We start from the raw sequence: 11,958 nt of genomic DNA on the forward strand, positions 1-11,958 counted from the left end.
CCCATGATCACCCGCAAGTTCTTCCTCGCCGCCATCGTCGCATTGGCAACCTTTTCAGCTCACGCTGGCCCTGTCGAGGTTCGCGACTTCGACATCTTCGTGGACCCACCAACGGCCTTTGTCTTCGTCAAGCTTCCGCAGGGATGGAAGTTCGTCGACAAGGTTGACCCGAAGTCGCTTGCCAAGCTGCCAGCGAAGATTCATACCTCCCTGCTATTGCCGGACGAAGGTGAGCGAATCGCGAACGTCGAACGCTCGGACGGCCCGATCAAGTGACGCCAGGAAAGAAGGGACCCACATGGAATTCGAAACGTTGCGCACACGCAGTGACGGGCGCGTCCTCTTTGCCGAGATTGACAGTGCGCCAATCAACCTGCTCGGCACAAGCATGGTTCGGGACCTGGTATCTCTCATCCGCATGCTGGACAGCGGCGACAACTACCGTGTCGTCGTCTTTTCCAGTGCCAACCCGCAGTTCTTCATCCCGCATGTCGACGTGACGGAGGTGCAGGAGTACCGCCGGGAGGCGGCGGAGTTGGCCGGGGAAGCCTCGCTGGGATTGTTGCTGCGCCGCCTGAGCACCACAAGGGCCGTCACCATCGCCCAGATCGACGGGCGCGTGCGGGGCGCTGGCAGCGAATTCGTGCTGGCCTGTGACATGCAATTCGCCTCACGGGAGCACGCCGTCTTCGCACAGCCTGAAGCCGGAGTTGGCCTGGTGCCAGGAGCCGGAGGCGTGCAGCACCTGGCACGTGCCATGGGCCGCGGCAGAGCATTGGAAGTGCTGCTGAGCGCGGACGACTACGACGCCGACCTGGCGGAAAGGTACGGGTGGATCAATCGAGCCATGCCGGCCGCAGACCTGCCGCAGTTCGTCGCATCTATCGCCCGCCGCATTGCAAACTTTCCCCAGCAGGCCCTTGAAGATATCAAGGGGCGTGTCAATGCCATCACGCTGGCCGACACTGCGGACTTTCGAATAGATTCAGACCTCTTTGGCGCGGCGATGCGCAACCCGGTTGTCATGCGACGGATGCAGGCGCTCCTCGCGCGAGGAATGCAGACGCCGGGCGACCTTGAACACAACTTTGGCCGCGAGCTGACCAACCTTCCCGAATGACCCGATCACCCTGACGAGGACGCCATGCACATCGCCATCCTGACCTTCGAGGGCTTCAATGAGCTCGACTCGCTGATCGCATTCAACATCCTGAACCGGGTCAAGAAGCCCGACTGGCGGGTTTCGATCGCCAGTCCCGCGGCCAAGCTGCGTTCGATGAACGGTCTTGTAGTGGAGACGCAAGCGTCGCTGAAGGACGCTTGCGAGGCTGACGCAGTGTTGGTCGGCAGCGGAACCAAGACCCGGGATGTCGTCGCCGACGCTGCCTTGATGTCGCAACTGAAGCTTGACCCGACGCGCCAGTTGCTCGGGGCGCAGTGCTCAGGCGCCCTGATCCTCGCCAAGCTGGGTCTGCTGGCAGGTGTGCCGGCCTGCACGGACCTGACGACGAAGCCATGGGTCGAGGAGGCCGGCATACCTGTCCTCAACCAGCCGTTCGTGGCCAAGGAAAACGTCGCAACGGCGGGGGGGTGCCTGTCGTCGCACTACCTGGCGGCCTGGTTCATCGCGCGCCTGGCAGGCGTTGAGGCCGCACGCGGCGCGATCCACTATGTCGCCCCGGTAGGAGAGAAGGAGATGTACGTGAGTCGGGCAATGGAGAACATTTCGCCCTTTCTCTAGGCAAGCACGGCGAAATTGACAGGCGCATCCGAGCCAGACCCGGTGCGTCCTGTCGGTCACTGCTCAAAGGCGCGCCACATCCACAAGCGCGGCAGCGAAGGCGTCAGGGGCTTCTTGGGGCAGGTTGTGCCCGATGCCGCCACTGACGGTGCGATGTCCGTAGGGACCAGTGAACTTCTTGGCATAGGCGCTCGGCTCCGGGTGCGGTGCTCCATTGGCGTCGCCTTCGAGGGTGATGGTCGGCACGCCGATGGACGGACTCAGGGCCAGGCGCTCCTCGAGGTCGCGATACCTGGCTTCGCCTTCCGCCAGGCCAAGCCGCCAGCGGTAGTTGTGGATCACGATGCTCACATGGTCTGGATTGCTCAACGCCGCCGCACTGCGATCGAAGGTTGCCGCCCCGAAATCCCACTTGGGTGAAGCGATCTGCCAGATCAGCTTTGCGAATTCGTCGCGATTCCTTTCATAGCCCAGTCGACCGCGCTCGGTGGCGAAGTAGTACTGGTACCACCATTGAAGCTCAGCCTGTGGTGTCAGGGGAACCTTGCTGGCCTGCTGGCTGCCGATGAGGTAGCCGCTGACCGAGACCAGGGCATCGACACGATCGGGCCACAGGGCCGCCACGATGCAGGCCGTCCGCGCTCCCCAGTCGCATCCGGCGACCGTTGCCCTGGCGATTCCGAGCGCATCCATCAGGGCGATGATGTCTACGGCAATCACGCTCTGCTGGCCGTTGCGAGGTGTCTCGGCCGAAAGAAAGCGCGTTCCGCCATAGCCACGCAGATGCGGAACGATCACTCGATAGCCTGCCGCGGCCAGCAAGGGGGCCACATCCGCGTACGTGTGGATGTCATACGGCCAGCCGTGAAGAAGGATCACTGGCTTCCCGTTGACAGGACCCGTCTCGAAGTACTCCACGCGGAGCACGCCGGCTTCGACGTACTTGAGCGGTTCGAGCCGCCTGACAGGCGAGGCCGGAGGTCTGGCTGGCGAAGCGGCGCTTTGCGCATGGGCGGTTTCGTCGGTGAACTGCGCGGCGACAACGCCGACTGCAGCGGCGCCCAGGAACGAGCGCCTGGGAATGGATTGCGAATTTGACATGGGAGATTCCTTGTGGATAAAGAAGGAGGGCCATGGGGGAGGCGCGGGCGGCCAAACGGAGTGCCCGTTGCCTCGCAACACGGGAAGACCACGCATTCACGCGGTCTTGCCGGCTCCTCGAAGCGAGCTGAAGCCCGCGCGCAGTTCGTTCGCAAAGTGCTGCGGCTGCTCCCAGGCGGCGAAATGTCCACCTTTTGGCAGCCGGTTGTAGTGAACGAGGTTTGGATAGGCCTGCCGCGTCCAACTCCGCGGCGCTGCATACAGCTCATCCGGAAACACGCTGATCGCCACAGGAATGCTGACCCGCTTGGGCGCAAAGAATTCCAGCTTGCTTTCCCAGTACAGCCGGGCGGATGAAACTCCAGTCTCGGTCAGCCAGTAGAGCGTGATGTTGTCGAGGACGTCGTCGCGCGTCAGTCCCTCGGACCGGCCGTCGAATACGCGCGCGATCAGCTCGTAGCTGCGGGCATCGTGGTCCAGCATCCAGGCCGCCAACCCGATAGGCGAGTCCTCGATCGCATAGAGGGTCTGCGGACGATTTCCCATCTCCTGTGCGTAGGCCAGCCCGTGCTTGAAGAAGAAATCAAGCTGCTCGAAGGCATGCTGCTCCTCGGGCGCGAGTCCAGAAGGCGCCGGATGACCCTGCGCGAGCGCCTGTCTGATGCTGTCGGGAACCGTTGCCGGCATGTTGGTGTGCATGCCGATGAGTCCGGGCGGCGTCAGCAGCGCCAACTGTTCGGTCACTGCATTGCCCCAGTCGCCCCCCTGCGCCGCATACCGGGTGTATCCCAGCCGTTCCATCAGCACGACCCAGGCTCGGGCGATTCGCACCGGATCCCAGCCAAGCTCCGTGGGCTTGCCGGAGAAGCCGTGGCCGGGGAGGGAGGGAATCACCACATCGAAGGCGTCGGAAGCCTGTCCTCCGTGGGCCGTCGGGTTTGTCAATGGCTCGATGATTTTCAGCTGTTCGATGATGGAACCGGGCCAGCCATGCGTGACGATGAGCGGCAGCGCGCCCGGGTGCCTGGAGCGGACGTGGATGAAGTGAATTTCCACGCCGTCGATCTCGGTGACGAACTGCGGCAGCGAGTTCAACCTGCCTTCGATCTTGCGCCAGTCGTATCTCGTCGACCAATACTGCGCGAGCTTGCGCATCGTGGCGAGCTGCACGCCCTGCGAGGCGTCAGCTACCAGTTCCTTGCTGGGCCAGCGCGCGCCGGCGACGCGCCGACGCAGGTCGTCGAGCTTCGCTTGCGGCACGCTGACCTTGAAGGGACGAATGGACCCGCGTGCTGGCGCGTCTGGTAGAGAGGCAGAAGCGGCGAATGCAAAGGGTGCGGCGGTCAACGCGACAGCTGCCGTACCAGCAAGCAGGTCGCGCCGTGTGAGCGGTGAAGTCATGGGTAGCTCCAATCGAATGAAGGCGAGACTGGCAACGACCTGCCGATATCAGGCCAGCGAGTACTGAACGTCGACGTTGCCGGAGAGAGCCTTCGAATAGGGGCACGTCTCCTTTGCCGCGTCGATCAGCGCCTGCGCCACGTCGCGCGGCAGTCCCGGCAGGCTGACCGTCAGGCGGGCCTGCAAGGTGTAGCCGTCACCGCCCAGCACCAGATCCACCTCCGCGTCCACGGCCGTCTCTGGCGGGATGCCGACCTTCAGTTTGCCGGCAGCCAAGCCCATGGCGCCCTGAAAGCAGGCGGACCAGCCGGCCGCCAGCAACTGCTCGGGATTGGTGCCAGTGGCGGATTTGCCGGGGACGCCGTGGGTGATGTCCAGACGCCCGTCGTCGCTGCGCGAAACGCCTCCGTCGCGGTTGCCTGCGGTGTGAACGCGTGCGGTGTAGAGAACCTTGCGAGTCTGAATGGCTGTAGTCATGATCACTCCTGATTGAGAAAGGGTTGAAAAGGAGGCGTTGCCGAAGCGCAGCCGACCTGTCTTGAAGGTAGGGTGCGTCCGGGGCTTGAGTACCGGCCGGATGGAGGGATGGTTTCTCCGACCAAGGCAGGGGGTCGGTAGTGGGCTTCGCGTGCGACGCAGGCGCCAAGTCAAAGTGGCGGCTGCCGTCATGAGCTCGCTGCCGTCGGCCAAGCTCGATGGGCTCGCGACCCAGATCTCGGCGTAAGGTACGTCCTGCGCACCTCAACATCGACTTTTGGTTTGGACAAGCAAATGAAGAGCGGAACCGTAGCTCAGCTTCAGGTCATTCTGGTCGTCGTGGCACCGCCGCCCGGGGTGCTGTTCGCCATGCAAAAAGGGCGAGATGAACTGTTGCAGCCGTATGCGTCGACTGGTGATTCCATGTCGTTCGCCATCACCATGGATCTAGGGCCGGTGCTCGCAGACGGATCGTTCAACTTCCGCGGCGCGTTCGCGCAAGGCACGCCCGCCGATCGATTCGTCTATATGAATTCCGGCACCCTTGCAGGCCAAGCCGGGTCATGCTGGGAGCGCAGAGCGAAGATCAAGATGGCTGGCATACCTCGACACTTGGTGGAGGCGGCGGTGGACGACCCGAGCCGTGCAATCGAAGCTCGCATCGTGGGCACCGCGCGAGATGGGGGACCGGTGTGCGCGACCGTTCAACCCGGTGCGATCACTTGGCACCTGGCAACTTGCTCCCTGCAGACTTGAGGTCTTAGCTCTGAACTGCGTTGAAAGCGGCGATGGATCGCCGAGGGTCGACGCTCACGGCCGCTCCAATATGGTGGCGATTCCCTGGCCACCGCCGATGCACTGCGTGGACAACGCGTAACGTCCCCCGGTGCGTGCCAACAGCGAGGCAGCCTTGCCGGTGATGCGCGCGCCCGTGGCGCCCAAAGGGTGCCCGATGGCGAGCCCGCCGCCATCGACGTTGACCATGTTCATGTCCAGGCCCAGGTCGCGAATGCACGCCAGCGCCTGCGACGAGAACGCTTCGTTGATCTCCACGACATCGAGATCGCCCACCGTCAGGCCGGCACGCGCCAGCGCCTTGCGGGTCGCCGGGATCGGTCCGATGCCCATGATGGCCGGATCGACGCCGACAGTGGCGAAGCTGCGCACGCGTGCCAATGGCGCGAGGTTGTAGCGGGCCGCGAAATCGTCGCTGGTCACCAGCACCGCAGCGGCGCCATCGGTCAGCGGCGAGGAGGTGCCGGCGGTCACGACGCCGTCGGGACGGAAGGCCGGCTTGAGCGCAGCCAGCGCCTCCAGCGTGGTGCCAGGGCGGATGCAGCCGTCGGCGTCGATCACCTCGCCATCCGGCAGCCGGATCGGCACGATCTCGGATGCCAGGCGACCCTGTTCTCGCGCCGCCGCCGCCTTCTGGTGCGACTGAAGAGCCAGCAAGTCCTGATCGGCCCGGTTCACGTTCCAGCGCTGCGAAACGTTCTCAGCCGTCTCGCCCATCGAGAGATAAGCCGCGGTGTTCGCCAGCAGTTCCGGGTTGGGCGAAAAGTTGAACCCGCCTTGCGGGACCATGGTCATCGATTCCACGCCCACACAGAGGAAGGCGTCGCCCATGCCCGCTTCGATCTGGGCCGCGGCGATATGCACGGCCTGCATCGAGGAGCCACAAAAGCGGTTCACGGTCATACCGCCCACGGCCTCCGGCAGGCCAGCCAGCAGACCGACGATACGTGCGATGTTGTTTCCCTGGGCAGCCTCGGGATAGGCGCAGCCAAGAATCACGTCCTCGAGCAGTGCCGGATCGAGATCCGTACGCTGAAGCAGGCCCTTGACGACCTCCGCTGCCAGTGTGTCGGGCCGGACCCCGGCCAAGCGGCCCTTGCGGGCGAAGTGGAAGGGCGAGCGCGCATAGGCGCTGATGACTGCTTTCATGCGGGTATCTCCTGGAAGTCACTGGCGCACACGAGGGTGTGTTCGGAACTTGAATAATGCGGCTGGTAGCGGATGGCGTAAATGACGTTTATAGTCATGAATAAGGACATCCATCGAAACGGACGAACGCAGTGCATCGCATCGGTTACGTGCTCCCCGCGGGCTTCCAGGTCATGACCTTCAGCACCCAGGCCGTGTTCGAGCTCGCGAACCTGATGACCCGGCAGTCCTTCTATTCGATGGAGAACTACGCCCTCGGCGGTGGCTTGGTGAAAGCGTCGCAGGGTCTGGCGGTCCAGTCCCGGCCGCTGACTGCGCGCAGCAGCGCCGATACGTGGCTGGTGGCTGGTGCCATCGATCCACTGACGACGCCAACATCGCCCGAATTGCTTCGGCTGTTGTCCGGTGTCGCCACACGCGCGCGGCGCGTGGCGGGTCTGTGCACCGGCGCCTTCGTGATGGCCGATGCGGGCCTCCTTGAAGGGCGGCGTGCCACCACGCACTGGGCTTGGGCCGAGGCGCTGCAGCGCAGGCACCCTGGCGTGCAGGTGGAAGCCGACCGGATCTACATCAATGATGGGCCGGTGTGGACGTCGGCCGGCATGACCGCCGAGCTGGATCTGGCGCTGGCTTTGGTGGAGAAGGACTTGGGCGCCGAGGCGGCACGTTCGGTGGCACACCGGCTGGTGATGCATCAGCGCCGCTCGGGCGGGCAGTCGCAACACTCTGAAATGCTCAAGCTCGCGCCCAAGTCCGATCGCGTCCAACGTGCGCTAGAGCACGCACGACGTCATCTGACGCAGCCATTGAGCGTGGAGGAACTGGCCGAGGTCGCGCACCTGAGTGCGCGTCAGTTCAGCCGCGTGTTCACCGCCGAGACAGGTCAGTCACCGGCAAAGGCCATCGAGGGACTGCGGCTCGAGGCGGCCCGACTGATGATCGAGAGCACCCGGCACCCGCTGGAGGTGGTAGCGAAGGAGACGGGCTTCCGAGATCGGCGTCATCTGCGCGAGGCGTTTGTGCGGGGTTTTGGCATGCCGCCGCAGGCAGTCCGCCGCGAGGCTCGCACGCCGCAGTGATCACCGGCGAAACTGCGGGCGACGCTTTTCCCTGAACGCCGCTCGCGCCTCGATGTGATCGGGGCTTCGCAGCGCAACCCGTTGCATCTCGATCTCGACGCGCATCTGCTCCTCGAGGCCGTTGCGCAGGGAGCGGGCGATCAGCTTCTTGATCATCCCGGGGCTCTGGCTCGGTCCGTCGGCGAGCTTTCGGGCCGCGGCGTGCACGACGTCCAGAAGTTCGCCGTCGGGTACGGTTTTCCAGATCAAACCCCAGTCTTCTGCATCTTTCGCAGGGAGCTTTTCTCCTAGCATCATCAGACCGGTTGCGCGCGCGCGACCAAGGGCCTGTGGGAGCAGCCAACTCGAGCCGAGATCCGGGACCAGGCCAATGTTGACGAAGGGCTGGAGGAAGTACGCCGACTGCGACGCGATCACGATGTCGCAAGTCAACGCCAGGCTCATGCTGGCGCCGGCACACGGTCCGTTGACCGCAGCGATCGTGGGAATCTCCATCTCCGCCAGCAGGCGGAACGGCGGCACGAACCAATCGCGCAGGAATTCGTCGGGATCGTTCGGCTCCAGGCCGTCACGCGACGCCTGGAGATCGGCGCCGCTGCCGAACGCGCGCCCTTCGCCTGTCAGCACCAGGCAGCGCGCTGGCGATGCGATCACCGCTTTCAGGGCGGTTCGCAGATCGGCCAGCATCTGCTGGCTCAGGGCATTCAGGCTCTCGGGGCGTGAAAGCGTCAGTGTGGCAAGGCCGTCTTCGATGTCCAGCCGCAGAGTCTCGTAGTTCATGATGGCATGTTCTCCTTGTGAGTCGACCGTCAGATCATGATTCCAGCGTCAGGCGCAAATTGGTGACGATGGCCGCCCCGGCCTCTTTGGACAGGCTGAAGCCAAGCCGGCGGGCGAGGGCCAGCATTCCCCTGTTGTCAGATAGCGTGCTCCCGGAAAGCTGCTTGATGCCGGACTGGCGGGCAAGATCGATCAAGGCCGAAAGCAGTCGGATGCCCAGCCCGCTTCCTTGCCACTCGTCGGCAATGACGATGGCAAAGTCCGCCTCGCCCTGCGTGTCCTCCACGACGTAGCGTGCAACGCCGACCTGCTGCTCCCGACCGTCGATGACGACCGTCGCGACCACGGCCCCTTCATGGGATCGATCGATGTGTGTCCAGCGCATCAGCTCTTCGGTCGATGGCTTTCTCGCGGACATCAGGCGCTGATAGGCGGTGCGTGGCGACAGTCTCTCCACAAACTCGCGCTCGCGTTCGAAATCGTCGGGCTGAATCGGGCGCACCTGGATCTCGTTGCTGCCTCTGTCTTCGGGCGCGCTCCGCCACTCCTCGATCGTTGTCGCGTAGAAGGAAGGGAGGTTGACGAGACTCGTCGCCGTGGTCGAATTCATCAAGAAGTTCATGGCTTTCTCCAGCAACTGGCTCAGGCAACGCTGACGTTGGGCGTCGCGAACTCCCGACCCACCATCGCCCGGGCGAACAGGTAGTTGCTGCGCCCGCGTTCGGAGAGCGAATCGAGATCCACATGGCCCGCGGCGTCACACGGGAATGCATAGCCACGGCCCTCACGAAACAGCGATCGGAACCGGATTTCGAAAAAGGCGCCGGACTTGAAGCGGTTGAGATGAGACATTTAGGCTACCTCCAATGGGCTGGCATGCTTCCAATCTAGTCCTCGAGCCACTCATGAAAAAGGCGAAACGGGTCAATGCGTTGTTGCGCTGGGCGAAATAGTCGTGCAGCCCCCGCACTGCGTTGTTGACCCGGCTGAAAAAGCGTTTTGTGCTGCCTGGCCTTTCCGGCCGTGAGAGATCTTCCTAGAGTTCTGCCATCCGTTCGACAGGCGATTCCGCCCGTCGGATGTCACCGCCATCTGTTCTGCAAAGGACCGCACATGGGCCAGGAACTTCTCTATTTCGACGACCTCAGAATTGGCGATCGCTTCCATACCGGCACGCACGAACTGAAGGCCGACGACATCAAGCGCTTCGCTGGCGAGTTCGATCCGCAGCCGTTTCACCTCGACGATGCGGCCGCGCGCCAGACGATCTTCGGAGGGCTTGCCGCCAGCGGCTGGCATACCGCGGCCATCACCATGCGCCTGCTCGTGACCGATGGCCCAAAGCTGGCCAATGGCATCGTGGGCGCCGGCGGAGAGATCGAGTGGAAGACACCCGCGCGCCCCGGGGATGTCCTGCATGTGGACAGCGAAGTCGTCGAGCTGATCCCATCGCGCTCGCGGCCCGACCGAGGCATCGTGGTGATGCGGTCCACGACCGTCAACCAGCGCGGCGAGATCGTCCAGATCCTGACGCCGAAGCTGATGGTGGCCCGTCGGTCCGCTTGAGGGCTCGCGCACCGCCTTGAGACACCTCTTTTCGAGACACAGGACGTCCAGCGAGTCCTGAAGTCGGCGGTCGATGCGCTCAAGGCCGGCAAGCCGCGCCTCGTGCTCGACTTCAAGGGGCACTGAAGTCCGTGCGGTCTATGATGGCTCTCCGTCTTCAAACGGAGGAGCCTCACCATGGACCGCATCGCCGCGATGAACGCCTTCGTCCGGGTGGTGGAGGCAGGCACCTTCACCAAGGCCGCGGACACGCTCGACGTGCCGAACGCCACGGTGACCCGGCTGATCCAGGGACTCGAAGAGGATCTGAAGGTCCGTCTGCTGCACCGCACGACGCGTTCCGTCACCGTCACCCCCGAAGGTGCGACCTACTATGAACGGGTCGTGCGCCTGCTGGCCGAGCTCACGGACATCGAGTCTTCCACGCGGCTGTCGCAGGGCAAGCCCTCGGGAAAGGTGCGCGTGGAAACGGCCGCGGCGATCGGGACGATGGTCATCGTGCCCGGCATGGCCGATTTTCATCGCCGGTATCCGGACGTCGAAGTGGAACTCGGCGTCGGCAACCGGCGCGCCGATGTTGTGGCCGAAGGCGTCGACTGCGCCATTCGGGCCGGCGACGTCACCGAGCAGTTGATGGTCGCCCGGCGGATTGGTGCGTTCCGGTTCGTTACCTGTGCCACGCCGGCCTTCCTGCAGATGCACGGCACGCCGATGACCCTGGAGGAACTGCGCGAGCGTCCGTCTGTCGGGATGATCTCCGCGCGCAGCATCCGCGCGCTGGCGTTTCGCTTCTTCGACGGGGAGTCCGCAACCGAGCTGGCGCTCGATCACAAGCTTGTCGTGAACGACACCAATTCCTACGTCGCCGCCGGGTTGGCGGGCCTTGGCATCATCCAGGCGCCCAGCTATGCAGTGGGCCCGGCCATCAAGGCCGGCCAGCTCGTGCCGCTGCTTGAGGACTGGCGCACCCCGACGATGCATGTGAACGTCCTCTACGCGCCGAACCGCTATCTCAGCGCCAAGGTGCGCGCGTTCATCGACTGGACCGTCGAGCTCTTCGAGCGGAACGACGAACTGCGCATTCGTTGAGATTCAGGTCGCGCCGAAATCCTCGCGAAGGATTGCCGCACGCAACCGTTCCATGCCAGCGTCGCGGATGCCCAGTCTTGCCAGCGTCTCGACCGTAGCTTCGAAGTACGCGCGCGAAGTGCCGAGGGTGCCCTTGCCTGTGCGGATCAACTGCGCGACGTCGTGGATCGGGTGCCCACCGATGTATCGCTCGTGCTGGCGGTTGACCACGAAAGTGAGCGCCCGGAGTGCGCCTGCCCTGTTCTCGGCCGGCACCCAGCGGGCGTCGTAGCTACCGGTGAACATTTCGCGTCGCCAGAGCAGTCGCAGCTCTGTGGAGACCTTCGCCGCCTCGATGCGAAACAGGACGCCCTGGCACGCGCCGCCCCGGTCCAGTCCAAGCATCGCGCCAGGCTCTTGCGGCGAGCCGCGCCCGAGCAGGGAGCGAAGGCAGAACCGCCGATGCCACCCTTGCACGCGCGCGATGCTGGCGTGTGCCGCGTCCATCGCAGGGTTCCACATGAGCGACCCATAGCCGAAGATGTGGAGGTCCATGTCCGGGTCATGGTCGCCAAGGACGGCTCGGAGCGTCCCATCCATCTCAGCATCCGACCTGATCCTGACGCCTGCCGGCAGGTTGGCCTTCAGGGACTCGATCATGGAACCGGCGGCAAGGCGCTCGCGCGTGAACAGGTGCTCGGTGCCGAGCGGAATCGGGATGTTGTCCGTGAGACGGAGTTGCGGGTTCGCTTGAGCCATCCAGGCACTCTACGTATCGAAGCGACCGTAGGAAAGCAAGCG

The 11,958-nt window shown here is 64.2% G+C and carries 15 protein-coding genes; 7 read left to right on the top strand and 8 right to left on the bottom strand.

Annotation, left to right across the window (positions count from 1 at the left end; genetic code table 11):
- The first annotated feature begins 3 nt into the window (after positions 1-3).
- Genes QTH90_RS28770 through QTH90_RS28780 form a run of 3 tightly spaced genes read left to right on the top strand, consistent with a single transcriptional unit; the run spans position 4 to position 1,741 of the window.
- Complete coding sequence (locus QTH90_RS28770) at positions 4-276, top strand: hypothetical protein (RefSeq protein ID WP_286667988.1); 273 nt, start codon at positions 4-6, stop codon at positions 274-276.
- 22 nt (positions 277-298) lie between these two features.
- On the top strand, positions 299-1,120 hold the full coding sequence (locus QTH90_RS28775) for an enoyl-CoA hydratase/isomerase family protein (protein WP_286667989.1): 822 nt from the start codon (positions 299-301) through the stop codon (positions 1,118-1,120).
- A gap of 24 nt (positions 1,121-1,144) precedes the next feature.
- Complete coding sequence (locus tag QTH90_RS28780) at positions 1,145-1,741, top strand: DJ-1/PfpI family protein (RefSeq protein WP_286667990.1); 597 nt, start codon at positions 1,145-1,147, stop codon at positions 1,739-1,741.
- Between the two features lie 63 nt (positions 1,742-1,804).
- Here QTH90_RS28780 and QTH90_RS28785 read toward each other — a convergent pair whose 3' ends face one another.
- The 3 genes from QTH90_RS28785 to QTH90_RS28795 form a co-directional block, all read right to left on the bottom strand.
- Positions 1,805-2,842: an alpha/beta fold hydrolase gene (locus tag QTH90_RS28785; RefSeq protein WP_286667991.1), complete on the bottom strand. Its 1,038-nt coding sequence runs from the start codon at positions 2,840-2,842 to the stop codon at positions 1,805-1,807.
- 96 nt (positions 2,843-2,938) lie between these two features.
- Positions 2,939-4,243 (bottom strand): epoxide hydrolase family protein, encoded by a 1,305-nt coding sequence (locus QTH90_RS28790; RefSeq protein WP_286667992.1) that lies wholly within the window; start codon positions 4,241-4,243, stop codon positions 2,939-2,941.
- A 48-nt stretch (positions 4,244-4,291) separates the two neighbouring features.
- Complete coding sequence (locus QTH90_RS28795) at positions 4,292-4,720, bottom strand: Ohr family peroxiredoxin (protein WP_286667993.1); 429 nt, start codon at positions 4,718-4,720, stop codon at positions 4,292-4,294.
- A 294-nt stretch (positions 4,721-5,014) separates the two neighbouring features.
- On the opposite strand from QTH90_RS28795, the gene QTH90_RS28800 reads away from it, so the two are divergent.
- On the top strand, positions 5,015-5,476 hold the full coding sequence (locus QTH90_RS28800; RefSeq protein ID WP_286667994.1) for a DUF5990 family protein: 462 nt from the start codon (positions 5,015-5,017) through the stop codon (positions 5,474-5,476).
- A gap of 54 nt (positions 5,477-5,530) precedes the next feature.
- Here the strand turns inward: QTH90_RS28800 and QTH90_RS28805 are convergent, their stop codons facing one another.
- Entirely contained in the window at positions 5,531-6,664 is a 1,134-nt protein-coding gene (locus QTH90_RS28805; RefSeq protein ID WP_286667995.1) for a thiolase family protein, read from the bottom strand.
- A 131-nt stretch (positions 6,665-6,795) separates the two neighbouring features.
- Here QTH90_RS28805 and QTH90_RS28810 point away from each other — a divergent pair, with 131 nt between their 5' ends.
- Positions 6,796-7,743, top strand: a complete 948-nt coding sequence (locus tag QTH90_RS28810) for a GlxA family transcriptional regulator (RefSeq protein WP_286667996.1) — start codon at positions 6,796-6,798, stop codon at positions 7,741-7,743.
- Here QTH90_RS28810 and QTH90_RS28815 read toward each other — a convergent pair whose 3' ends face one another.
- Genes QTH90_RS28815 through QTH90_RS28825 form a run of 3 tightly spaced genes read right to left on the bottom strand, consistent with a single transcriptional unit; the run spans position 7,744 to position 9,375 of the window.
- Positions 7,744-8,523, bottom strand: coding sequence for an enoyl-CoA hydratase-related protein (locus QTH90_RS28815; protein WP_286667997.1), 780 nt, complete (start codon positions 8,521-8,523; stop codon positions 7,744-7,746).
- 34 nt (positions 8,524-8,557) lie between these two features.
- A complete protein-coding gene (locus QTH90_RS28820) occupies positions 8,558-9,145 on the bottom strand; it encodes a GNAT family N-acetyltransferase (RefSeq protein ID WP_286667998.1) in 588 nt (195 codons plus the stop codon).
- A gap of 20 nt (positions 9,146-9,165) precedes the next feature.
- Positions 9,166-9,375, bottom strand: coding sequence for a hypothetical protein (locus tag QTH90_RS28825; protein WP_286667999.1), 210 nt, complete (start codon positions 9,373-9,375; stop codon positions 9,166-9,168).
- Positions 9,376-9,636: 261 nt separating this feature from the next.
- Between QTH90_RS28825 and QTH90_RS28830 the strand changes: the two genes are divergently transcribed.
- Both QTH90_RS28830 and QTH90_RS28835 read left to right on the top strand, forming a co-directional pair.
- Positions 9,637-10,089, top strand: a complete 453-nt coding sequence (locus QTH90_RS28830; protein WP_286668000.1) for a MaoC family dehydratase — start codon at positions 9,637-9,639, stop codon at positions 10,087-10,089.
- A gap of 177 nt (positions 10,090-10,266) precedes the next feature.
- Positions 10,267-11,178, top strand: coding sequence for a LysR family transcriptional regulator (locus tag QTH90_RS28835; RefSeq protein ID WP_286668001.1), 912 nt, complete (start codon positions 10,267-10,269; stop codon positions 11,176-11,178).
- Positions 11,179-11,181: 3 nt separating this feature from the next.
- Here the strand turns inward: QTH90_RS28835 and QTH90_RS28840 are convergent, their stop codons facing one another.
- Positions 11,182-11,916 (bottom strand): gamma-glutamylcyclotransferase, encoded by a 735-nt coding sequence (locus QTH90_RS28840; RefSeq protein ID WP_286668002.1) that lies wholly within the window; start codon positions 11,914-11,916, stop codon positions 11,182-11,184.
- Between the last annotated feature and the right edge of the window lie 42 nt (positions 11,917-11,958).

This window comes from Variovorax flavidus (assembly GCF_030317145.1).
In the GTDB taxonomy this organism is placed as follows: Bacteria; Pseudomonadota; Gammaproteobacteria; order Burkholderiales; family Burkholderiaceae_C; genus Variovorax; species Variovorax flavidus.

Coding starts and splice junctions, on each gene's coding strand:
- QTH90_RS28775 (WP_286667989.1), top strand. CDS start 299: ATGGAATTCGAAACGTTGCGCACACGCAGTGACGGGCGCGTCCTCTTT.
- QTH90_RS28815 (WP_286667997.1), bottom strand. CDS start 8,523: ATGAACTACGAGACTCTGCGGCTGGACATCGAAGACGGCCTTGCCACA.
- QTH90_RS28800 (WP_286667994.1), top strand. CDS start 5,015: ATGAAGAGCGGAACCGTAGCTCAGCTTCAGGTCATTCTGGTCGTCGTG.
- QTH90_RS28840 (WP_286668002.1), bottom strand. CDS start 11,916: ATGGCTCAAGCGAACCCGCAACTCCGTCTCACGGACAACATCCCGATT.
- QTH90_RS28795 (WP_286667993.1), bottom strand. CDS start 4,720: ATGACTACAGCCATTCAGACTCGCAAGGTTCTCTACACCGCACGCGTT.
- QTH90_RS28770 (WP_286667988.1), top strand. CDS start 4: ATGATCACCCGCAAGTTCTTCCTCGCCGCCATCGTCGCATTGGCAACC.
- QTH90_RS28835 (WP_286668001.1), top strand. CDS start 10,267: ATGGACCGCATCGCCGCGATGAACGCCTTCGTCCGGGTGGTGGAGGCA.
- QTH90_RS28805 (WP_286667995.1), bottom strand. CDS start 6,664: ATGAAAGCAGTCATCAGCGCCTATGCGCGCTCGCCCTTCCACTTCGCC.
- QTH90_RS28780 (WP_286667990.1), top strand. CDS start 1,145: ATGCACATCGCCATCCTGACCTTCGAGGGCTTCAATGAGCTCGACTCG.
- QTH90_RS28825 (WP_286667999.1), bottom strand. CDS start 9,375: ATGTCTCATCTCAACCGCTTCAAGTCCGGCGCCTTTTTCGAAATCCGG.
- QTH90_RS28785 (WP_286667991.1), bottom strand. CDS start 2,842: ATGTCAAATTCGCAATCCATTCCCAGGCGCTCGTTCCTGGGCGCCGCT.
- QTH90_RS28830 (WP_286668000.1), top strand. CDS start 9,637: ATGGGCCAGGAACTTCTCTATTTCGACGACCTCAGAATTGGCGATCGC.
- QTH90_RS28790 (WP_286667992.1), bottom strand. CDS start 4,243: ATGACTTCACCGCTCACACGGCGCGACCTGCTTGCTGGTACGGCAGCT.
- QTH90_RS28820 (WP_286667998.1), bottom strand. CDS start 9,145: ATGAACTTCTTGATGAATTCGACCACGGCGACGAGTCTCGTCAACCTC.